Source organism: Sphingomonas sp. NIBR02145, from assembly GCF_027359115.1.
Lineage (GTDB): Bacteria > Pseudomonadota > Alphaproteobacteria > Sphingomonadales > Sphingomonadaceae > Sphingomonas > Sphingomonas kyeonggiensis_A.
Map to the genome: position 1 here is coordinate 2,338,035 of NZ_CP114791.1, position 22,280 is coordinate 2,360,314.

Sequence of the window (22,280 nt, forward strand, 5' to 3'; positions counted from 1 at the left end):
CAGGCCACCGGAACGCATTTCAGGGAGCAAGGGGTAGCATGACAAACACACATACCCGCATCGCGCGCCGGCTGATGGCATCGACGGCGCTGTTCACCGCCATGGCCGCAATGCCGGCACTGGCACAGCAGGCCGCGCCGCAGGACACCGGCGCAAGCGAAGCCGGCGAGCCGATCATCGTCACCGGTTCGCGCATCCGCCGCCCGGAATCGGACAACGCCGCGCCGGTCTCCGTGATCGGCCAGCAGGCAGTGATCGATCGCGGCTATACCAGCGCCGCCGACGCGCTGAACGACCTGCCCTCCAACGTTCCGGTGCTCAACCAGGCGGACGGATCGGGCGAGGCCAGCGGATCGGGCATCCAGGCGCCGAACCTGTTCGGCCTGGGTGCCGGGCGCACGCTGACCCTGGTCAATGGCCGCCGCATGGTCACCAGCAGCTCGGGCATCGGCGATCCCGGCGGCGTGGGTGACGCACAGGTCGATTCCAACATCATCCCGCTCGGCCTGCTCGAGCGCGTCGAAGTCTATCAGGGCGGCGGCGCCGCCGTGTACGGCTCGGACGCGATCGCGGGCGTGGTCAACTATATCCTCAAGAGCGACTTCACCGGGCTGGTGCTCGACGGGCAGACCGGCATCTCGGGCCGCGGCGATTACGCCACCTACAGCCTGCGCGGCACCGCGGGCACGAACTTCGCCGGCGGCCGCGGCAATGTCGCGATCGATGTGGGCTGGTCCAAGTCGCCGATCCTGCGCTTCTCGGATCGCCCGCTGTCCAATCTCGGCCGCCTGACCGTGAGCAACTCGGCCGATACCGGCCCGAGCGACGGCATCCCTTCGGTGAAGGAGATCTTCAACGCCGCCTTCTGGCCGTTCAACGGCAATGGCGTGATCTTCACCCGCCCGGCGCCGCCGCCCAACTTCCTGGCGCGCAACGCCAGCGGCAGCGCGCTGCAGTTCGATTCCGCGGGCAATGTCGTCGCCTACAACACCGGCACGATCCAGGGCATTCCCTTCGCCTCGGGCGGCGACGGCTTCGCCTACCAGGAGCTGGCCGGCCTGCGCACCGGCGTGGAGCGCTACACCGCCAACCTGATCGGCCATTACGACCTGACCGATCGCATCAAGATCTCGACCGAGCTGCTGTTCGCACGCACCACCGGCAGCGAGATCCCGCAGGGCAACAGCCGCACCACGCTGAACGCCGGCACCTATGCCGGGCCGATCGCCTTCACGATCAACAACGGCTTCCTGACCGCCCAGGCCAAGGCGGCGCTGAGCGCGATCTCGCCGACCTTCGCCGCCGGCGCGCCGCTGTACCTGTCCAAGTATTTCTACGACCTGGTGCCGGACGCCACCCGCACCACCACCACCGACACCTATCGCGCGCTCGTCACGCTCGACGGCGACTTCGATATCGGGGCGCGCAACTTCTACTGGTCGGTCTCGGGCAGCTATGGCCGGGTCGAGGGCAAGCAGCGCACCTGGGAAGTGATCAACAGCCGCTACAACAACGCGATCAACGCGGTGCTGAGCGGCGGCAAGGTGGTCTGCGCGATCAATGCCGATGCCATCACGACCAACGACGATGCGAGCTGCGCCCCGATCAATCCGTTCGGCCGCGGCAATGTGAGCCAGGCGGCGCGCGACTATGTGAGCACCCGTGCGGGCATGGACTGGACCAACGAGCAGGTCGACCTGCTCGCGACGCTGGGCGGATCGCTGTTCAGCCTGCCGATGGGCGATGTCGCGTTCAGCACCGCCTATGAGCATCGCGACGAGAAGGCGCGCTTCTCGCCGCTCGCCGCCAATTTGCAGGGAACCTTCGGCGACGGATCGACCCAGGTCGCCCAGTCCGGCGGCTACAATACCGACGAGCTTTCGGCCGAGCTTTCGATCCCGCTGATCGGCAAGGGCTTTACCCTGCCGCTGGTCAAGGCGCTCGAGCTGAAGGGCGCGTTCCGCTATGTCGACAACTCGCTCGCCGGCAGCGAGAATGTGTGGGACGTCGGGCTGCGCTGGGAAGTGACCGGCGGGCTGACCCTGCGCGGCTCGCGCAGCCGAAACTTCCGCGCGCCGACGCTGACCCAGCTGCTCGCGCCGACCTCGAGCGGGCTCGGCTCGGTGGGCTTCGATCCCTGCGATGCCGACCGGATCAACAGCGGGCCCAATCCGGCGGCGCGCCGGGCCAACTGCCTGGCGCTGTTCGCCGCCAACCCCGGCTATGGCGTCGATCCCGACGGCACCGGCGCGGGGCTGAGCGCCGCCCAGCGGCTCGCCCGCTTCCAGGATCCGGCCGAGAATTTCAGCATCGCGACGATCACCAGCGGCGGCAATACCGGCCTGCGCAACGAGATCTCGGACACGCTGACCTATGGCTTCGTGTTCCAGCCGCGCTTCGTGCCCGGGCTGACGATCAGCGCGGACCGCGTCCAGATCGATCTGAAGGACGGCCTGTCGCCCTTCACGACCGAGGATTTCATGGCGGCCTGCTATGACGAAGCGAGCCCGGACGCGGCGGTGTGCAGCGCCTTCTCGCGCATCGCCAATCCGAGCGCGACGGCGATCGGCGGCTCGGTGCTGACCGGCACCACCACCACCTTCAACGCCGGCGTAATCAAGTATCGCGGCGAGACCTACATGATCGACTATCGCTTCGCGCTGGCCGATGTGTTCGGCGGTGGCGATATCGGCAAGCTCGGGCTGCGCGCGGTGGCGACGCACAATGCGCTGCTGACGCGGTCGGTGACCGGCACGACCTTCACGCGGACCGACGACACCTATCTCAGCCCGAAATGGGTGGGGCAGTTCAACGCGGTCTATGAGAATGGGCCGTTCCGGCTGACCTATCAGCTCGACTATCGCGGCCGCACCCGCTCGGCGGCGAACGCGACGATCGAGACGACGCCGACGCCGATGCTGAGCGCCAATGTGGTCCACAGCATCTCGACGCAGTATGATCTCGGCAATTTCGCGCTGCGGGCAGGCGTCGACAACTTCACCGACAAGGCACCGTCCTACCCGCAGATCGCCTATGGCGACATTCTCGGGCGGCGCTTCTTCGTCGGCGCTACCATCAAGCTCAAGTGATCCCTCGGCCGCCCGGCACAATGCCGGGCGGCACCCACAGGCTTGACCCCAGGCACGGACGGAAAACGAACCAGAACATGAACCGGCCGGAATTTACCGACCTTTCCCCCGCGGCCCTGGGCGAAGCGGATATCCCTGGCGCCGGGGCGCCGGTTGGGGAATCCTATTCGCATTGGGTGCGCCGGGTGATCCGCGCCGTCCGTTCGGAGCGCAATTTGCTGGTGAGCCTGTTCGACAGTTCCGTGCCGGAACCCTTCGACCTGCTGCGCCAGATCATCCTCGAAGGATTCTCGGAACCGATCACCTCGCGCTACACCAGCGCCTTCGCCAGCGGGAATCCCTATGTGGTGGAGCAACTCGCCCACCGCTACCAGGTGCCGGCGGAGCAGGTGCTGTGCACGACCGGCGCGACCGGCGCGCTGTCGCTGATCTACCGCGCGATGCTGGCGCCGGGCGACCGGGTGCTGGTGGAAAATCCCGGCTTCGACCTGTTCCACAAGATCGCCGAGACCCACGGCTTCGGCGTCGACCGCTTCAAGCGGCGCGGGGACCGGTTCACGATCGACCCCGACGAGCTCGCCGCGCGGATCGGCCCGCGGACAAGGCTGATCGTGCTGTCCGACCTGCACAACCCCTCCGGCATGGCGCTGGACCGCGAGACCCTCATCGCGATCGGCAATATCGCCGAGGCGCGGGGGATCAGCGTGATCGTCGACGAGGTCTATGGCGACTATGTCGACGCGGCGCTGCGCCCGCTGCCCGCCGCCAGCCTGTCGCCCGCACTCATCAGCGTGAGCAGCCTGACCAAGTCGCACGGGCTCAGCACGCTGCGCTGCGGCTGGATCGTCGGCGAGCCCGGCCGGATGGCGCGGATCCGCGCGCTGGCGGAGGAGATCGACTTCGGCGTCTCCAACCTCGCCCACGCCTTCGCCGCCCTGGTGCTCGAGCAGCCCAAGATGTTCGATGGCTATCGCAGCCGGATCATGTCGCGCGCGCGGCCGATCATCGAATCCTATCACCGCCACTGGCTCGAAGAGGGGCTGTTCGAAGGCGCTCTGCCCGATTTCGGCTGCATCGCCTTCCCCCGGCTGGTGGGGATCGAGGACAGCATCGCCTTTTCCGAATGGCTGGCGGACCGCTGCGGCGTGATCGTAGCACCTGGCGAGTATTTCGGCGCGCCGGGGCATATCCGCATCGGCTTCGCCCGGGCACCGGCGGAAGTGGACTATGGCCTGCAGGCCCTGACCGAAGGCCTGATCCGCTATCGGGAACAACAGGGAGGATGAGCATGCGGGGGAATATCAGGCGGCTGCTGGCCGGAACCGCGCTTGCCGCCGCCCTGCTGAGCGGCAACGCCGCGCTGGCACAGGTCCAGGCCCGCAGCGAGCAGGCGGTGAAGGTCGCCGGGAAGACCGTGAAGGTCGAGGCCGAGGTCGGGCTGGTGCCCGTCGCCAGCAAGCCGGGCAAGCAGGACGCGACCGCCGGATACATCTCCTATACCGGACCAGCCCGCGCCGATCGGCCGGTGATCTTCATCTTCAACGGCGGCCCGGGCGCCGCCTCGGCCTATCTCAACATGGGCGCGCTCGGCCCGATGCGCGCGCAGGTGCCGCAGGACCCGGCCGCGCCGCTGCCCGCCGACGCCAGTGTCTCGGCCAATCCTGCGACCCTGCTCGACCTTGCCGATCTCGTCTTCCTCGATCCGCCCGGCACCGGCTTCTCGAGCTTCGCCGAGGATGCCGATCGCGGCACCTACCAGTCGGTGAAGGGCGATGCCGATGCGGTGGCGCAGCTCGCTTTGGCCTGGCTGGCCGCGCACGGCCGCACCGGCGCGCCGCTCTACATATTGGGCGAGAGCTATGGAACGATCCGCGCCGCCGCGATGGTCGAGGCGCTGCGCCTGCGCGACCCCGCGCTGCAGGTGCGCGGCGTGCTGCTGCTCGGCCAGGCGCTCAACATGATCGAGACGTCGCAGCGCCCGGATAACGTCATCACCTATCCGATCTCGCTGCCGACGCTCGCCGCCATCGCCTGCTACCACCACAAGCGCCCCGCCGCCTGCGATCCCGCTGCGAGCGCCGCCGAGGCGACCGCGTTCGGACCTGTCTATCTCAACGCGCTGTTCCGCGGCGCGGCGCTCGACACCGCCACCCGCGTCGAGATCGCGACCAAGCTCGAAGACCTGACCGGCATCCCGCGCGCCTATTATCTGGCGCACGACCTGCGCATCTCGAAGGAGCAGTTCCGCACCGAGCTGCTGCGCGCCGAGGGCAAGGTGCTCGGCCGCTACGACGCGCGCTACACCGCGCCGCGCCCCGCCAATGCCGGCGAGATCGTCGGCCCCGATGCCTTCTCGGCGGTCTCCGACCTGTACGGCAAGGCAGTGCTGGGCGAGCTCAAGCGGATCGGCGTGGCCGACCCCTCGGCCTATAAGGTGATCGCCCGCTTCCCCGGCGACTGGGCCTATGGCGCGGGGGATTCACCCTTCAACGACTGGCCGTTCATGGCGCAGCTCGAGAAGAACATGGCCGACAACCCCAGGATGCGCCTGTTCGTCGGCACCGGCCTGTTCGACCTGACCACCACGGTGGGCGCCGCCGATTATCTGTTCGCGCAATCCGCGCTGCCCGCCGAGCGCTACAGGAACGCGCGCTACCCCGCCGGCCATGTCGCCTATTCGGATGATGCGAGCTGGCAGAAGCTGGTCGCCGATGTCCGCGCCTTCCTGATCGCAGGCGTCGCGCAGTGAGCGAGGGCGCGGGCGACGAGAAGCTGGCCAAAGGCATCGACCTTGGCGGCGTGATCGCCATGGGGCTGGGGACGGCGGTAGGCGTCTCGATCTTCTCGGCTATCGCCCCGGCCGCCGCGATCGCGGGGCCGGCGATGCTGCTCTCGGCATTGATCGCCGCGCTGCCGATGTACCTGATCGCGGTCAGCTACGCCTTTCTCGGCTCGGCACTGCCGGTGTCGGGCGCATCCTTCGCCTGGCCGGCGCGCTTCCTGAGCCCGAACTGGGGCTTCTACATCGCCTGGGCGCGGATCATCGCGAACATGGGCGCGATGGTGGTGCTCTCGCTGGTGCTGGTCCGCTACGCTTCGATGCTGGTGCCGCTGCCGGTGAAGCCGACCATGTTCCTGGCGCTGCTGCTCGCATTGCTGCTCAACCTGTTCGGCGTCCATATCGCCACCCGCGCGCAGAAGATCCTGCTGACCGGCATGCTGATCCTGTTCGCGATCTTCGTGGCCTGGGGCGGCGCAACGGCGGTGAATTTCGACCATTTCGAGCCGATGTTCCCTGAGGGCTGGCAGGGGATGATCGCGGCAACCCCGCTGCTGATGGGGTTGTTCTTCGGCATCGAGGCAGCGACCGAAGCGGGCGCCGAAGTCGCCAACAGCCGGCGGACCATTCCGCTGGGCATCGCGCTGTCGATCGGATCGGCCACCCTGCTCTATCTCGCGGTCGGCTTCGTCGCGCTGGGCGTGCTCGGCGCACCGGCGCTGGGCGCGAGCCAGGCGCCGATCCTCGACGCCGCAAAGCAGTTCATGGGCCCGGTGGCGACGCCGCTGATCGTGCTCGCCGCGGTGCTTTCGATCGGCAAGTCGCTCAACGCGATGTTCGCGATGTTCAGCCGCAGCCTCTACGCGATGGGCACCGCCGGCATGCTCCCGGCCGCCTTTGCCCGGGTCCATCCGCGCTGGAAGACGCCCTATGTCGCGCTGATCGCCGTGTTCGCGATCGGCTGTGTCGGGCTGTTCCTGCCGATGGAGCTGACCTTCCTGTTCCTGGCGGTCAACATCCCCAACCTGCTCAAATATGCCAGCATCTGCCTGTCCGCCGCGCGCGTGACCGAGCGCCATCCCGAGCTGTACGCGGCCGCCGCGTTCAAGCTGGCCCCGGGCCCGATGCGGCTGGTTTCCTATGCGGGCACGCTCTGTGCGCTGGCGCTGATCCTGGTCGGCTTCGAAGCGGACTGGCGGCCCTATGCGCTGCTGGGCGGCTGGCTGGTGGTTGGGGTGGTGTTCCGCCTGGTCATGACGCGCGGGCGGCGCCCTGCCGCCCACCAGGACGTGGGCCCGTAAAGCGGACCGGTCGCTCACGCCCGGATATCGAGCGCTTGTGACGCCTTTCGTTCGCTGGCAGGATCGATTGGCGGGCTTGGGACCAGGGGGCAGGCAAGATGAAATTGGGGACGATGAGTGCGGTCTCGGCATCGTTTGTGGCCCTGCTTTCTGCGTCGCAGGCGCGCGCCGATGACTTCGTGGTGCTGAACTCGCCGGGGTATCGCACGGTGGTGGTTGCCGATCTCAACACTCTGGAACGCAGCGGCGATGAGCTCCGCGTCGGCATTTTCGTCTTCCCGCGGACCGGTTCCGGCGCGGACATGCTGCAGGCCGCTGCCGTGATGCGGTGCGGCAAGAACATCATGAATTCCGATCGCACCGCCTATTACGACGTGACGATCGCACAAGGGCGCCTCGACGGCCTCCGGTTGATCCGCGAAGAGGTTAGCAATTTCGACGGCAACACCGGCACGCAATATGGGCTGGACAACAGCGTCTACGCGGCGCTCCTGCCGCTTTGCAGCGGCACGCCGGCAAGCGCCCGGCGCGAGAAGGGCGACGAGAACGGCATCGTCGGGAAGCTGGCACCCGAATTCGTGCCCTGACCCGATGCGCCAGCGGCGAGATTGCCGTCATTGTGCAGATCAGGCCCGGATTGGACCATTAGCTGCCAATCCGCTTTTGGACTCCACCACGCCATAGCTGCCGTTGGTGCGAGACTTCTTCGAACGGCAGCTCACGCCCCAAAGTCGATCGTTCGAGCTGGAGCTGAACAGGGTCAAAAGCAGTCGCTTATGACGTTCAGGTCTTACATCGCACGGAAGTCTTGGTGTGGCCCCCTTTTCTAGGGGGACGCGTGTGAACAACACTCCATGCCCCATCCGCTCGCACAAAGTCAGCGACACAAGCCAAGGTATCCGGAGCCGTCTCATTCATTACCCTGACCGCACCGCCGTCACGATACAGGACAAACGAGCACCGCTGACCAGAGCGACTCTTCGCGCATGCCAGCGCCTGGATGTGGAGGTTCGGAGCGGTGTCACTTCCCGCCTGATACCAAAGCGAGGCCAGGCGAGCGCCGTTACCGATCATCGCATTCCTCTGCAGATCCATCCAAATAGCCGATTGGAGTTGGCCCTTCAGCGGCTCCGGTGGCGCTTCGAGGGTCTGCAATGCAGCGATGAGAACGACAGCGAGCATTTCCAAAGGTAACATGCGATCTGTCCGCTATCCAAGTCGTGCCTATGGAGCGGACAGGCAGCTCCCACCCAGCCTCTGCCATGGAAAGATCGTCATCGCCTGCCTCCCGCCGTCGGCCCGGCCTTGTGCCGGGTTCCACGGTGCCGCACGCGCTGAACCGGAACTCTCGAATTCTGCCCTCGCCGCCCGGTGGCCCCCGGCACAAGGCCGGGGTGACGAGGTTTTGGAACCTTCGGCCCACCCTGGAACCGCGAGAAGATCTCCTCGCCCCGCGTGCACCAGCGCACACACAAAAATGCCGCCCTTAGCAGAGCTAGGGGCGGCTAGTGTGGGATGCCAGACTTGGAGACACCGGCATCGCAAAGGGACTTGGGAAGGGTGGGCGCGGCGAGAACGCCGCCGCGCCCGGGGCACACTTACATGCGGAACGAAGCGCTCAGCGAGTAGACGCGACCGTTCTTGTAGACCGAAGTCGGGAACTTCGGATCCGAGCTGTACTGGTAATAGGTTTCGTCGAGCAGGTTCGACGCCGAGGCGCTGACCTGGAGCTTGTCGGTGAGGTTGTACGAGATCGACGCGTCGAGCTGGCTGTAGCCGTCGGTATAATCCTGCGACTGCTGGCGGCCGAAGCGATAGAAGTACTTCGAGCGACGGTTGAAGCTGACACGCGCCTGGAACGGGCCCTTTTCGAAATAGGGCACGAGCGTGAAGGTGTCGCGCGAGAGGAACGGCAGGCCGGTGGGCGAGCCGGTATCGGCGTCGGTGAAGGTGTAGTTGGACTGGATGCCGAAGCCCCAGAACAAATTGGCGTTGGCCGTCAGCGAGAAGCCGGTGACCTTCGCCTTGCCGCCGTTCACCGGGCGCGAGATCGAGTATTCCAGCGTGCGGCCGGTCACCGTGTTGGTGAGGCTGACGCCGTCCTGCACCGCGTTGCCGATATAGTTCGACACGTCGCGGTAGAAGACTTCACCCGAGATGTAGCTCGCCGGGGCGAAATACCATTCGGCGGAGAGGCCGAAATTGGTAGCCGCATAGGGCTTCAGATCGGGATTGCCGCCGCTGCCCGAGCGGGTGGTGTCGTCGAGCGAGAGTGACCCTGCGAGATCCGAGTAGCGCGCACGCGCCATCACCTTCGCCGCCGAGGCACGCAGCACCACATTCTCGCCCGCCTGGAAGATCAGGTTCGCGGCCGGCAGGAAGCGGTTGTCGTCGGTGTTCACCTGGGTCGGTGCGAATACGCCGCCGCTCTGCACGTAGAATTGCGACTGGTCGCGGGTGAAGACATAGCGACCGCCGATGTTACCGCGGAAACGGCCGGCCTCGAAATTGGCCTGCAGATAGCCCGAGACGATCGTTTCCTTGACGTGGAAATACTGGTCCTTCGAGAGGCCGCGGCTCACACTGATATTGCCGTACTTCTCCAGCGTCGCGCGGATCGCATCGGCATCGAGCGTGGCATAGGGCGTGCCGTTGCCGCTGACACCCAGGCCATCATACAGATTGCTGTCGAGGACATAGGGGTTGAGATCGGCGAGCGTGAAGTTCTGGTTGGTGAACGTCGCGCCGCCAACGGTGGTGTTGCTGTTGGTGTGGCTGGCGAAGCGCGCACCGAACAGGATCTCGGTGATCGGGCCGAGATTGACCTTGCGGCTGACGTCCGCCTGGCCGAACAGCTCGTTGTCGCGGGTCTTTTCGGCGTAGGTGATGCCACCGATCTGGCGCCCGAAGAACGGGTTGCCGCCATTGGCCGCGCGCACCGCCGCCTCGCTCTGGTTCTCGCCGCCGAGCGCCGTGTAGTTGCTCAGCCAGCGCGAAGCGTCGCTCGCCGGATACTGCCAGTTGACATAGGTGTCCTGGCCGTTGGTGCCCGAGGTGAAGCCCTGCTTGGTGCGGAAATCGAGGAGATATTCCGGATCCTTGCCGCCCGAGGCGCGGGTGCCGCCGAAGTTGCCGGTGACGACCCAGTCGCCCGGCTTCCAGTCGAACATCAAGGTGAGCGAGTCATTCTTGACGCGGGTGCGACGGAAGTTGGTGTCGAGCTGGCCGGTGGCGCCATTGCCGCTGGTGATGCCAGCGAAGGTCGCCGAGGTGACCATGCCGTCGGCATAGGTCGCGCTCTGGAGGAGCGAGCCCTCATAGCCATAGGTATATTCGGAGTTCGACAGGTTGTCGTAATTGCCGCGGATGACCAACGCGGTGCCGGTGAGCGTGAGGTTGTCGGCCGGGCGAACCTGGATCGCACCGGAGAAGCCGATGCGCTCGCGCTCCTGCTTGAAGAATTCGCGAGCGAGGAACGACGCGACGCGGGCCTTGCTGAACTCGGCGATCATCGCGGCGTTGGGCAGCTGGCCGTTCAGCGTCGGACCGCTGGTGACGCGGCCGTCCGCACCGTAGATGATGTTGCCGTTGGCGTCCTTCGGGTAGCGATCGAGCAGCGCATCACCGGTACGATACCAATAGACCGCCGAGCCGGCGCGGCTGAGCTGTTCCTTGTCGTAGTTGACCGCGCCGAGGAAGCCGATCGTCTCGTCTTCATTGTGCCAGCTGTACAGCGCCGAGCCGCGGAAGCTGCCGCGCTTGGCACGGCTGTTATACTCGCCGCCGCCGGTCAGCGCGACGGTGTTGGGCTTCAGGTCCAGCGGCTTGCGGGTGACGATGTCGACGCTCGCGCCGATCGCGCCTTCCTGGAGGCGTGCCTCGGGGGTCTTGTAGACCACCGCCTGGCTGATGATCGTGGGCGAGAGCAGCGAGTAGTTGAACGAACGGCTCGAGCGATCCGAGGGGTTGCCGCCCCAGTCAGCCGAGGCGACCGAGTGGCCGTCGATGGTCAGGCGGTTCAGCGCGGGCTCGACACCGGCGATCGAGAGCTGCTCGCCCTCGCCGAACTGGTGGTCGACCGTGACGCCCGGCAGGCGCGACAGCGATTCCGCGACGTTGCTGTCAGCGAGCTTGCCGACATCCTCGGCGCTGATCACGTCGACGATCGAATTGGCGCGCTTCTTGGTCTCGATCGCGTCCTGAAGGCTCTTGCGGATGCCGGTGACGACGATCTCGCCGTCGTCGCGCGAAGGAACGGAATCCTGCGCATAGGCCGGAACCGCGGCGCAGGTAAGCGCCGTACCGACCAGGAACTTAAGCCGTAGATTCATTCGTTTAACCCCCCTCGCTTGCATCGCAGGACTGGCACCGCCAGCCCGGCATTTCCTGCGGATACAGAATTGTTCTGCAGCGCCTCTCCCGACCGGTTCTGCGAATCCGAGCTTCGGGGCGCCTAGGGACCAGTGTGTAACCACGAACGAACCAATCACGCAACGGTTTTTTGGAAACTAATTTTGCATATGAAAATGAAACGTGGCATTTGTCAGATTGATCTTGATGTTACGCCTGAAAACCAGAGCCGGATGAGGGGGCAGAATGGACGATCGAGGCTTGGGCGCGGCGCGACCGTGCGGGCAGCGGAGAGGCCATGCCGAGGATGCAATTGGTCTCGTCGACACGCGAGTCGCGGCATGAGCGCGAGCATTCCGCTGCTCGGCCCGCAACCGCGCGCGGTGCTTGCCCCGGCGGCGGCGTACGCCGGGTCCTCGCTGGGCATGCTGGTGCTGCGGGATCGCAAGCCGCTCTACGCCCAGTTCGCCCGGCTGCTGCGCACGGCGATCGCCGAGGGGCGGCTCAAACCCGGTGCTACGCTGCCGCCGGAACGCGACCTTGCCGCCGAATATGGCCTTTCGCGGATCACCATCCGCAAGGCGATCGCGGAGCTGGCCGAGGACGGGCTGCTCACCCGGCGGCAGGGCGCCGGCACCACGGTCACCCGGCGGATCGAGCAGGATTTCTCGCGGATCAGCTCCTTTTCCGAGGAAGTGGCGGCGCGGCGGCAGCTGGCGCGCAGCAGCTGGATCCTGCGCGCGGAGGGGACGGTCACGCCGGCCGAGGCGATGCACCTCAACCTGTCGCCCGGCGAGCCGGTGCTGCGCTTCCACCGCATCCGCATCGCCGACGACGCCCCGATGGCGCTCGAATTCTCGACGGTGCCCCGCTTCTGCCTGGACGGGATCCATGAGGTCTCGGGATCGCTCTACGCGGCACTGGCCCGCACCGATCACCGGCCGGTCCGCGCGCTGCAGCGCCTGCGCGCGGTGCCCTTCACCGAGTCCCAGGCCCGGCTGCTCGATGTCGATGCGGGCACGCCGGGGCTGCTGATCGAGCGGTGCGGCTTCCTCGGCGACGGGCGGCCGGTAGAATATACCCAGTCCTATTATCGCGGTGACGCCTATGACTTCGTCGCGGAACTGACGGATCTCCAGTCAGTGCCGGCATGACAAGCCGGTTTTGCTGCGCTAGCGTCGCCTGATGCCCCCAAAGCCCGCATCGCAGAACAAGCCGGCCAAGAAGCAGGCGAAGCCGGACGACAAGTCCGCCGCGCCCAACTACAGCGCTCCCGCCCTGGAGAAGGGCATCGACGTGATCGAGCTGCTCGGCAACGAGCCGTTCGGCCTGACCATCACCGAGATCGCGCAGCGGCTGGGCCGCTCGGTGAGCGAACTCTTCCGCGTGGTGGTCGCGCTGGATCGCCGGGGATGGCTGCACAAGGATGCGACGAACGACCGCTACCGGGTGACCTACAAGCTGCTCGAGCTCGCGCACCGCGCGACGCCGGCGCAGGAGCTCACCTATGTCGCGGCGGCGCGCATGCACGCCCTGGCCGCGGAAACGATGCAATCCTGCCACCTCGCCGTCGTCAATGGCGACCGCGGCCTGATCGTCGCGCGCCAGGAGAGTTCCGGCCCCACCGGCTTCGCCGTTCGGCTGGGTACCGAGATCGTGCTGGAGACCAGCTGCTCGGGGCATGTGCTGCTGGCGTTCATGGACGAGGCCCGCCGGCTGGAAGTGCTGGGCGCGCCCCCTTCCCGTCAGCTCGCCGAGCGCCTGGCCGAGGTGCGCGCCCAGGGTTATGAATCGATCGAGAGCTCGCGGCTGGCGGGTGTGTCCGACCTGTCCTGCCCGATCTTCGGGTTCAGCGGCCAGGTGGTGGCGGCGCTCACCATCCCGTATCTGGCGGTGATCGACGACGCACCGCACCTGTCGCTCGAAGAAACGCTCGCGCTGCTGAAGGTCGCCGCCTTCGATATTTCGACCATCCTCGGCTGGTACGACCGCGAGGAAGCACCCGTGGTCCCCACCCTTTCCGTGCCCCAGCCGAAACGTCCACGCCGAAGCCGCAAGGCCAGCTAGCGGCGCCGCCGGCGACAAGCACCTCCCCGCACCGGCCCAACCCGATCGAGTCCGCTTGATCGGAACCGAAGAGATGCGCGAAATGTGTCCATCCGAACCGGATCAGATTTCATCTGGAAACAATATTTCCATATACAAAATACTGTCGGCGCAATATGGAAGGCCTCGTTTAGTGCCCGACACTTGCTTCCCCTGTCACAGAGAAAAAACCGCCAATGACCGTGATCACCGGCCTGCGCGTGCTGGATATCAGATTTCCCACCAGCCTCTCGCTGGACGGCTCGGATGCGATGAATCCGGATCCGGACTATTCGGCCGCCTATGTGATCCTGGAGACCGATACGCCGGGTCTCAGCGGGCATGGCCTTACCTTCACGATCGGGCGCGGCAACGAGGTCTGCGTCGCGGCGATCGAGGCGCTCCGCCCGCTGGTCGTCGGCCAGTCGCTCGACTCGATCCGCGCCGAGCCGGCTGCCTTCTGGCGCCACATCACCGGCGACAGCCAGTTGCGCTGGATCGGCCCCGACAAGGGCGCCATCCATCTCGCCACCGGCGCGATCGTTAATGCGGTGTGGGACCTCTGGGCAAAGGCCGATGGCAAGCCCGTGTGGCGCCTGGTCGCCGAGATGTCGCCAGCCGAACTCGTCCGCGCGATCGACTTCCGCTACATCACCGATTGCATCACGCCGGAAGAGGCGCTCGCCCTGCTCGAAGCACGCGCCGCCGGCAAGGAAGAGCGGATCGCCCTGCTCCGCGCCGAAGGCTATCCCTGCTACACCACCTCGGCCGGCTGGCTCGGCTATGACGACGACAAGCTGCGCCGCCTGGCCCAGGAAGCCGTCGATGCCGGCTTTCGCCACATCAAGCTCAAGGTCGGCGTCGACCTGGAGGACGACAAGCGCCGCGTCGCCATCGCGCGCGAAGTGCTGGGCCCCGATCGCACGCTGATGATCGACGCCAACCAGGTGTGGGAAGTCGGCCAGGCGATCGACTGGGTCAACGCCCTCACCTTCGCCAAACCCTTCTTCATCGAGGAGCCGACCAGCCCCGACGACGTGCTGGGCCATGCCAGCATCCGCGCCGGCATCGCGCCGGTGAAGGTCGCGACCGGCGAGATGTGCCAGAACCGCATCCTGTTCAAGCAGTTCATCATGGGCTCGGCAATCGACGTCGTGCAGATCGACGCCTGCCGCCTGGGCGGCGTCAACGAAGTGCTGGCGGTGCTGCTGATGGCCGCGAAATACGATCTGCCCGTCTGGCCGCATGCCGGCGGCGTCGGCCTGTGCGAATATGTCCAGCATCTCGCGATGATCGACTATCTCTGCTTCGCCGGCACGCGCGAGGGCCGGGTGATCGAATATGTCGACCATCTGCACGAGCATTTCCTCGATCCCTGCGTGATCCGCTCGGCGGCCTATATGCCGCCCGAACGGCCAGGCTTCTCGATCGAGATGAAGCCGGAAACGCTGACCCGCTATCAGCACCGTCCCGGCCGCGAGCAGGCAGCCTGAATGCGCGGCGGGGCCTCTGCTCCGCCCGACAGGGACATTGCGCGTGCGATCCTGCCCAGCGGGGCCGGCGGGCGGCGCGATTGGAAACGGCCCATCCGGGCGCAGCCCGGGCCCAATGGGACATTGCCGGGCTTGCGGACCGGACCCGTTGCGCTGCAACGTCCCTTCGCCCTGCCCCACTTCGACAGGATCGGGCCGACGCCGCAATCGCTTCGCGCGAGGACAGGAAATTTCAGGGAGAGGCCGCAATCACCGGGTCGACCTATTGTTTTTTCCTATGAACTTGTATTTTAAATACGCAATTATAAAAAAGTACATCCCGCACCGCCGGGGGGAGGAAATCCGAGAATGGCCAGTCGCGCCTCCGTTGCCGCACCGCCGATCGTCGAGCGCCGCTATGTGGTCGCCTTCGCGCTCGTAACGTCGCTCTTCTTCTCCTGGGCATTGGCGGCAGCGCTCAATGACGTGCTGATCCGGCAGTTCCAGAAGGCGCTGGACCTCACCCGCACCGAAGCGAGCCTGATCCAGTTCGCCTTCTATGTCGGCTATTTCTGCGCCGCGATCCCGGCCGGCCTGCTGATCCGGCGACTGGGATACAAGAACACGATCCTGATCGGCCTGGCCTGCTATGCCGGTGGCGCCTTCCTCTTCTATCCGGCAGCGGCGGCGGAACGCTACAGCCTGTTCCTGGTCGCGCTCTACGTGATCGCGATCGGCCTCGCCTTTCTGGAGACCGCATCGAACCCCTATGTGACGATCCTCGGCGCGCCCGAGACGGCCTCCTCCCGGCTGAACCTAGCGCAGTCCTTCTACGGCGTCGGCGCGATCCTAGGCCCGATCGTCGGCGGGCTGTTCATCTTCTCCTCGAACGAGCGGACCCAGGCGCAGATCCTGGCGATGACCCCGGCCGAGCGCGCCGCCTGGCGGTCCGCCGCGGCGACCGCGGTGCAGGGCCCCTATATCGCGATCGGCCTGGTGGTCTGCCTGATCGGCCTGCTCATCGCCTTCACCCGCTTCCCGGTCATCGCGCATGCCAAGGCGAGCGAGGGCCCGCGCCGCCCGATGTTCGCGGTGCTGCGCCACCGCTGGCTGCGCGCGGCCGTCATCGCGCAATTCCTCTATGTGGGGGCACAGGTCGGCGTGTGGAGCTTCTTCATCGACTTCACCAAGTCGCAGGCCCCGCAGCTTACCGAGCGCACGACGGCGTTCCTGCTTTCGGCCAGCCTGGCGATGCTGATGATCGGCCGGTTCAGCGGTGCCTTCCTGCAGCGGCGGATCGCCCCGGCGAAGCTGCTTGCCATCTATGCCGCGGCCGGCGCGCTGCTCTGCGGCTTCGCGGCGCTGGCATCGGGCATGCCGGCGGTGGGCGCGCTCTGGCTGACCAGCTTCTTCATGTCGATCATGTTCCCGACGATCTTCGCGCTTGGCGTCGAGGGGCTGGGCGAGGAGACCGAGAGCGGTTCGGCCTTCCTGATCATGGCGATCATCGGCGGCGCGGTGTTCCCCCCGCTGATGGGGATCGTTTCCGAGCGGATCGGCGGCGTACACCACATGATGCTCGTGCCGATGCTTGCCTTTGCCGGCGTGCTGGCCTTTGCCGTGCTGCGGCTTCGCGAAGGACCTGCCAAGTGACACGTGCCCTGTTCGCCCTCGACCTGAAAGACGATCCCGACCTGATCGCCGCCTATGAGGCGCGTCACGCGCCCGGCGCGGTATGGCCTCAGGTGCTGCGCGACATCCGGCAGCGCGGCTTTAGCGAAATGGAGATTTGGCGCGTCGCCGATCGGCTGGTCATGCTGGCCGAGGTTCCGGCGGAGGGGCTCGCTCCGTCCGACCCCGCGCTCGAGACCGTCATCGCCGAGTGGGAATCCGCGATGGACGCCTATCAGCGCCCGATCGCGGCCGACGGCCCGAAATGGCTGCCGATGACGCGGATCTTCGCGCTCGACGAGCATCCCGACGCATGATCGCACGCCGCAAGATTCACCGTTCAGGCATCGAAGTCAGTGAAATCGGATTTGGCGCGGCGCCCCTCGGGAACCTGTACCAGCCGGTCAGCGATCTGGAGGCAAGGGCCACGCTGGAGCACGCGCTCGCAGCGGGCATGAACTATGTCGATACCGCTCCGCATTACGGCCACGGGCTGAGCGAGCGGCGCACCGGTGATGTGCTGCGCGGTCGGGAAGGCGTTGTGCTCTCTACCAAGGTGGGCAGGTTGCTCCGCGCGGACCCCACGCTCCGCGGCGATGCCGAGCGGCAGGGCTTTCGCTCGCCGCTGCCCTTCGAGCGGCATTTCGACTATAGCTATGACGGCGTCCTGCGTTCCCATGAGGACAGCCTGCAGCGGCTGGGCCTCGCCAGGATCGACCTTCTCTATGTCCATGACATCGGCGTGCGCACCCACGGCGCGGACAATGGGCGGTATTTCGATCAGCTGACCCAGGGCGGCGGCCTCAGGGCGCTGGAGCGATTGCGCGGCGAAGGCGCCATTGCCGGTTTCGGCGTAGGCGCGAACGAATGGCAGGTGGGCGTTGAGGTGCTGCGGCACGCGGACTGCGACGTCATGCTCCTCGCCGGCCGCTATACGCTGCTCGAGCAGGGTGCGCTGGAGCAGTTCCTGCCGCTCTGCCTCTCGCGGCAAGTCTCGGTCATCATCGGCGGCGCCTATAATTCGGGCATCCTCGCCACCGGCACCGCGCCGGGCCATGCGCCGCGCTACGACTATGGCGAGGCACCGGCCGATATCGTGGCGCGCGTCGCCCGGCTGGAAGCGCATTGCCGGGAATATCAGGTGCCGCTGGCTGCCGCCGCGCTCCAGTTCCCGCTTGCCCATCCCGCGGTGGCCAGCGTGCTGCTCGGCCTGGGCTCGCCCGAACAGGTCGAGGATACGATCCGGCTGCACGCCTTCGAGATCCCGGCGGAATTCTGGCACGGGCTCCGCGATGCGGGCCTGATCGCCCCGGACGCTCCCCTTCCGACGGATCGGTAGATGCGCATGACCTTTCTCGGTGCCGATGCGGCACACGACCAACAGCCCTGACGGAGACATGAGATGACGAAAGCTGGCCGGCTGGCGGGCAAGACCGCGCTGGTGACCGCGGCGGCGCAGGGGATCGGGCGGGCGACCGCCGAGCTCTTCGCCGCGGAGGGCGCCGCCGTATGGGCGACCGACATCAACCTGGACGGCCTGTCGGGCCTGGCCGGGTGCAAGGTGGCAAGGCTGGACGTGCGCGACGATGCCTCGATCGCCGAGGCCTTGGCGCTTTCCGGACCGCTGGACGTGCTGTTCAACTGCGCCGGCGCGGTGCCGGGCGGGACGATCCTCGATTGCTCGCCCGAGGACTGGTCGCTCGCCTATGACCTCAATCTCACCAGCATGTACCGGATCATCCGGGCGGCGCTGCCGGACATGATCGCGCGCGGCGGCGGGAGCATCGTCAACATGTCCTCGGTCGCCAGCTCGATCAAGGGCGTGCCCAATCGCTTCGCCTATGGGGTGACCAAGGCGGGCGTCATCGGCCTGACCAAGGCGGTGGCGGCGGATTTCGTCGGCCAGGGCATACGCTGCAACGCGATCTGCCCGGGCACGATCGAGACGCCGTCGCTGCACGAGCGCCTGCGCGCGACCGGGGACTATGAAGGCGCGCTCGCCGCCTTTGTCGCGCGCCAGCCGATGGGGCGGCTGGGCCAGGCATCGGAAGTCGCGGCCCTCGCCCTCTATCTCGCGTCCGACGACGCTGCATTCACGACCGGCCAGATCCATGTGATCGATGGCGGCTGGACCAACTGATCCCGCGATTGAAGGAGTTCCGTACATGAAATTGCTGCGCTTTGGCCCGAGCGGCGACGAGAAGCCCGGCCTGCTCGATTCCGACGGCAGGATCCGCGACCTGAGCGGAGTCGTCGCCGATATCGACGGCGGCACGATCACGCCGGAAAGCCTGGAGCGGCTTCGCGCGATCGACCCGGCGAGCCTGCCGCTGGTCGAGGGCGATCCGCGGCTCGGCGCCTGCGTCGCGCGACCGGGCAAGTTCATCTGCATCGGCCTCAACTATGCCGATCACGCCGCCGAGACCGGCGCCGCGATTCCGGACGAGCCGATCCTGTTCATGAAGGCGACGAGCGCGCTTTCCGGGCCCAATGATCCGATCGTGAAGCCGCGCGGATCGACCAAGCTCGATTGGGAAGTCGAGCTGGCCTTCGTCGTCGGCACCGAATGCCGCTATGTCGACGAGGCGCAGGCCGAAGCGGCGATCGCCGGCTATTTCGTCTGCAACGACGTCTCCGAGCGCGCCTTCCAGCTCGAGCGCGGCGGCACCTGGGACAAGGGCAAGGGCTGCGACAGCTTCGGCCCGATCGGCCCCTGGCTGGTGACCGCGGACGAGGTGGGCGACACGGGCGACCTGCACATGTGGCTCGAGGTCAACGGCAAGCGCTACCAGGACGGGTCGACTTCGACGATGATCTTCCGGCCGGCGTTCATCCTGTCCTATCTCAGCCGCTTCATGAGCCTCCAGCCGGGCGACATCGTCACCACCGGCACGCCGCCGGGCGTCGGGCTCGGGCAGAGCCCCAATGTGTGGCTCCACAAGGGCGACCGGATCGCGCTCGGGATCGCCGGCCTGGGCGAGCAGCACCAGGTGGTCATCGAAGCCTGATCGCAACAAGGCGGGGGCCGGCCGAACCGGCCCCCTGCCCGCTATTTCAGCAGCAGCCGCACTTCGCCGAGCGTCTGGGTGTAGCGCGCCTGCCCCGCCGGGTCGGCACTGACCAGCGAGCCGCGATCGAGGCCGATGTCGAAACCCTCGGAATAGGCACCGACGGCGGTCAGGAACTTGCCGATCGGCCCCGAGGCGACCTGCCTGCCGTTGAGGTAGAGCGTGACCGTGCCCGGCACCGACGGGTTGAACAAGGTGCCCTTGGCGGTGGCCTGATCGGGCACATATTCATAGGCGACGGTAAGCGGCCCCGCAGGCAATGCCTCGCCCGCGACCACCGTCTGGTGGGACTGGCCATAGGCGTTGTTCTCGAACACCAGCCTGCCCTGCTTCACATAGAGCGCGAAGCCGCCAAGCCGGCCGCCTTCGGCGAGCAGCACGCCACTGCCGGTGGCGGCGTCCCCCTTGATATCCACCTCGAAACGATGCGCGCGACCCGAGAGGTCGGGAAGCGCGTTGCGCGGCAGCTGGCCTATGCCCGCCTGCCAGGCGAAGCGGGTAGCCGCCTTGTCGTAGAGGCCCGGCGCGCCGACCGGGGCCGGCAGCAGCGGGAAGACGCCGTTACGCAGCCCTTCCTTCTCGAGCTCGGCCTTGAGCTCGGCAAGCTTCGCGGGTTCCTTGCCCGCCAGGTCGTTCGCTTCGCTGAAATCCTGATCGACATGGTACAGTTCCCAGCGATCCGTGGCGGGGTCGCTGGTGTAGACGCTGAGGCCGGACTCGATCAGCTTCCAGGGCAGATAGGGCCGGCGCGCCGCCGCCACCCAGCCGTCGCGATAGAGCGCACGGTTGCCGAATATCTCGAAATACTGCTCGCGATGCGCCTCGGGCGCCTTGGGATCCTTGAAGGTCGGGACGAGGCTGTGCCCCTCGAACGGAATCTGCTTCACGCCGTCCACGCTCTCCGGGAAGGCGATGCCGGCAGCGTCGAGGATGGTCGGCGCGATGTCGTTCACATGGCCGAACTGACCACGCACCGAGCCGGGCACATCGGTATGCCCCGGCCAGGACACGATCAGCGGGTTGCGGGTACCGCCGAAATGCGAGGCAACCTGCTTCATCCACTGGAACGGCGTGGTCGTCGCCCAGGCCCAGCCCGCGGCATAGTGATTGGCGACATCGGGGCCGCCGAACTTGTCGAGTTGAGCCAGCTGGGTCGCCGCGCTCGCCTGCCCCCCGGTGCCCGAGGCAGCCTCGTTGGCGATCGAACCGTCGAGCCCGCCTTCGGCGCTGCCGCCATTGTCGCCAACGATGTAGAAGATCAGCGTGTTCTGGCCGCCGGGGCGGCTGCGGATCTCCTTGATCAGCCGGCCAACCTCGGCATCGGTATGCTCGACGAAGGCCGAATAGACTTCCATCTGGCGGGCATAGAGCTTCTTCTGGTCCGGGCTCAGGCTATCCCAGGCGGGCAATCCCTCGGGGCGCGGGGTGAGCTGGGCATTGGCGGGGATGACGCCGAGCCGCTTCTGCCGCGCGAAGGCCTCCTCGCGATACTTGTCCCAGCCGCCATCGAACCGCCCCTTGTTGCGGGCGATCCAGTCGGCCGGGGCATTGTGCGGCTGGTGCGCCGCGCCAGTGGCGAAATAGAGGAAATAGGGCTTGGCGGCGGCCAGCGCGTCATGCTCGTCCACCCAGCGCAGCGCATGATCGACCAGGTCGCTGGTCAGGTGATAGCCGAGCCCAGCCTTTTGCGGCGATTCCACCGGTGTGGTGTTGTCATAGAGATGCGGCTCCCACTGATCGTCCTCGCCCGACATGAAGCCGTAGAAATGATCGAAGCCGAGCCCGGTCGGCCAGCGATCGAACGGCCCCGCGGACGAGATCTCCCACTGCGGCGTGTTGTGCCACTTGCCGACCGCGGCCGTGCTGTAGCCATTGTCATGCAGGATCCGCGCGATCGACGCGGTCTCCTTCTTCCAGATCGAGTTGTAGGCGGGGAAGCCGGCCGCGATGTCCTGCAGATTGCCGAAGCCGACCTGGTGCTGGTTGCGCCCGGTGAGCAACGCCGCCCGGGTGGGCGAGCAGATCGCCGTCGTGTTGAAGCGATTGTAGCGCACCCCGTCCCTGGCCAGCGCGTCGAGATTGGGCGTGCGGGCCAGGCCGCCAAAGGTCGAAGTCGCGCCGAAACCGACATCGTCGAGCAGGATCACCACGACATTGGGCGCGCCTTTCGGTGCCTCGGGACGCCGGGGAAAGGCCGGCACCGAGTCCGCCCGCTTAACCGCGATCCTGCCGGTGAATCCCTCGCTCCCGCCGGGCGCGGTCTGCGCCTCGGCCGCCAGCGGCGCGGCCAGGGAAACACTCGAAGCGGACAACAGCAACAGCGTGCGGCGGAATATGGTCATGAGCCCCTCCAGTCGGAATCGATGATACTCTACTTAATAAGTAGAGATACAGGAGATGAGCTTTAGGCCGCAAAAGCCGAACTTGCTTTTCAATTCATACTATATCGATAGGAATTATCGCCG

15 protein-coding genes are annotated in these 22,280 nt (G+C 66.6%); 13 read left to right on the top strand and 2 right to left on the bottom strand.

The window, feature by feature from the left end; all coding sequences use genetic code 11:
- The first annotated feature begins 38 nt into the window (after positions 1 to 38).
- The 5 genes from O3305_RS10255 (at position 39) to O3305_RS10275 (ending at position 7,756) form a co-directional block, all read left to right on the top strand.
- Entirely contained in the window at positions 39 to 3,089 is a 3,051-nt protein-coding gene (locus O3305_RS10255) for a TonB-dependent receptor domain-containing protein (protein WP_269576300.1), read from the top strand.
- Positions 3,090 to 3,265: 176 nt separating this feature from the next.
- Complete coding sequence (locus O3305_RS10260) at positions 3,266 to 4,375, top strand: pyridoxal phosphate-dependent aminotransferase (protein ID WP_269576301.1); 1,110 nt, start codon at positions 3,266 to 3,268, stop codon at positions 4,373 to 4,375.
- A gap of 2 nt (positions 4,376 to 4,377) precedes the next feature.
- The gene (locus O3305_RS10265) at positions 4,378 to 5,838 is read left to right on the top strand and encodes a S10 family serine carboxypeptidase-like protein (protein ID WP_269576302.1); all 1,461 of its coding nucleotides are present in this window, start codon (positions 4,378 to 4,380) and stop codon (positions 5,836 to 5,838) included.
- Entirely contained in the window at positions 5,835 to 7,169 is a 1,335-nt protein-coding gene (locus O3305_RS10270; RefSeq protein ID WP_269576303.1) for an APC family permease, read from the top strand. Before O3305_RS10265 ends, O3305_RS10270 begins: the two co-directional genes overlap by 4 nt.
- Before the next feature lie 98 nt (positions 7,170 to 7,267).
- Positions 7,268 to 7,756 carry a hypothetical protein gene (locus tag O3305_RS10275; protein ID WP_269576304.1) on the top strand — a complete coding sequence of 163 codons (489 nt, stop codon included), beginning with the start codon at positions 7,268 to 7,270 and terminating at the stop codon, positions 7,754 to 7,756.
- A 1,011-nt stretch (positions 7,757 to 8,767) separates the two neighbouring features.
- On the opposite strand, the gene O3305_RS10280 is transcribed toward O3305_RS10275, so the two are convergent.
- Positions 8,768 to 11,500, bottom strand: coding sequence for a TonB-dependent receptor (locus O3305_RS10280; RefSeq protein ID WP_269576305.1), 2,733 nt, complete (start codon positions 11,498 to 11,500; stop codon positions 8,768 to 8,770).
- A gap of 444 nt (positions 11,501 to 11,944) precedes the next feature.
- Here O3305_RS10280 and O3305_RS10285 point away from each other — a divergent pair, with 444 nt between their 5' ends.
- From O3305_RS10285 to O3305_RS10320, 8 genes are all read left to right on the top strand, one after another.
- Positions 11,945 to 12,673, top strand: coding sequence for a GntR family transcriptional regulator (locus O3305_RS10285; protein ID WP_269576498.1), 729 nt, complete (start codon positions 11,945 to 11,947; stop codon positions 12,671 to 12,673).
- Between the two features lie 31 nt (positions 12,674 to 12,704).
- Positions 12,705 to 13,586: an IclR family transcriptional regulator gene (locus O3305_RS10290; RefSeq protein ID WP_269576306.1), complete on the top strand. Its 882-nt coding sequence runs from the start codon at positions 12,705 to 12,707 to the stop codon at positions 13,584 to 13,586.
- A 215-nt stretch (positions 13,587 to 13,801) separates the two neighbouring features.
- On the top strand, positions 13,802 to 15,097 hold the full coding sequence (locus tag O3305_RS10295; protein WP_269576307.1) for an L-fuconate dehydratase: 1,296 nt from the start codon (positions 13,802 to 13,804) through the stop codon (positions 15,095 to 15,097).
- Positions 15,098 to 15,445: 348 nt separating this feature from the next.
- A complete protein-coding gene (gene fucP / locus O3305_RS10300; protein WP_269576308.1) occupies positions 15,446 to 16,729 on the top strand; it encodes an L-fucose:H+ symporter permease in 1,284 nt (427 codons plus the stop codon).
- Entirely contained in the window at positions 16,726 to 17,064 is a 339-nt protein-coding gene (locus tag O3305_RS10305) for an L-rhamnose mutarotase (RefSeq protein WP_269576309.1), read from the top strand. The genes fucP and O3305_RS10305 overlap by 4 nt, the downstream gene beginning before the upstream one ends.
- Positions 17,061 to 18,086 carry an aldo/keto reductase gene (locus O3305_RS10310; RefSeq protein WP_269576310.1) on the top strand — a complete coding sequence of 342 codons (1,026 nt, stop codon included), beginning with the start codon at positions 17,061 to 17,063 and terminating at the stop codon, positions 18,084 to 18,086. The genes O3305_RS10305 and O3305_RS10310 overlap by 4 nt, the downstream gene beginning before the upstream one ends.
- Before the next feature lie 63 nt (positions 18,087 to 18,149).
- Entirely contained in the window at positions 18,150 to 18,887 is a 738-nt protein-coding gene (locus tag O3305_RS10315) for an SDR family oxidoreductase (protein WP_269576311.1), read from the top strand.
- A gap of 25 nt (positions 18,888 to 18,912) precedes the next feature.
- Positions 18,913 to 19,755 carry a fumarylacetoacetate hydrolase family protein gene (locus tag O3305_RS10320; RefSeq protein ID WP_269576312.1) on the top strand — a complete coding sequence of 281 codons (843 nt, stop codon included), beginning with the start codon at positions 18,913 to 18,915 and terminating at the stop codon, positions 19,753 to 19,755.
- A 41-nt stretch (positions 19,756 to 19,796) separates the two neighbouring features.
- Here O3305_RS10320 and O3305_RS10325 read toward each other — a convergent pair whose 3' ends face one another.
- The gene (locus tag O3305_RS10325; protein WP_269576313.1) at positions 19,797 to 22,157 is read right to left on the bottom strand and encodes an arylsulfatase; all 2,361 of its coding nucleotides are present in this window, start codon (positions 22,155 to 22,157) and stop codon (positions 19,797 to 19,799) included.
- Positions 22,158 to 22,280: the final 123 nt, after the last annotated feature.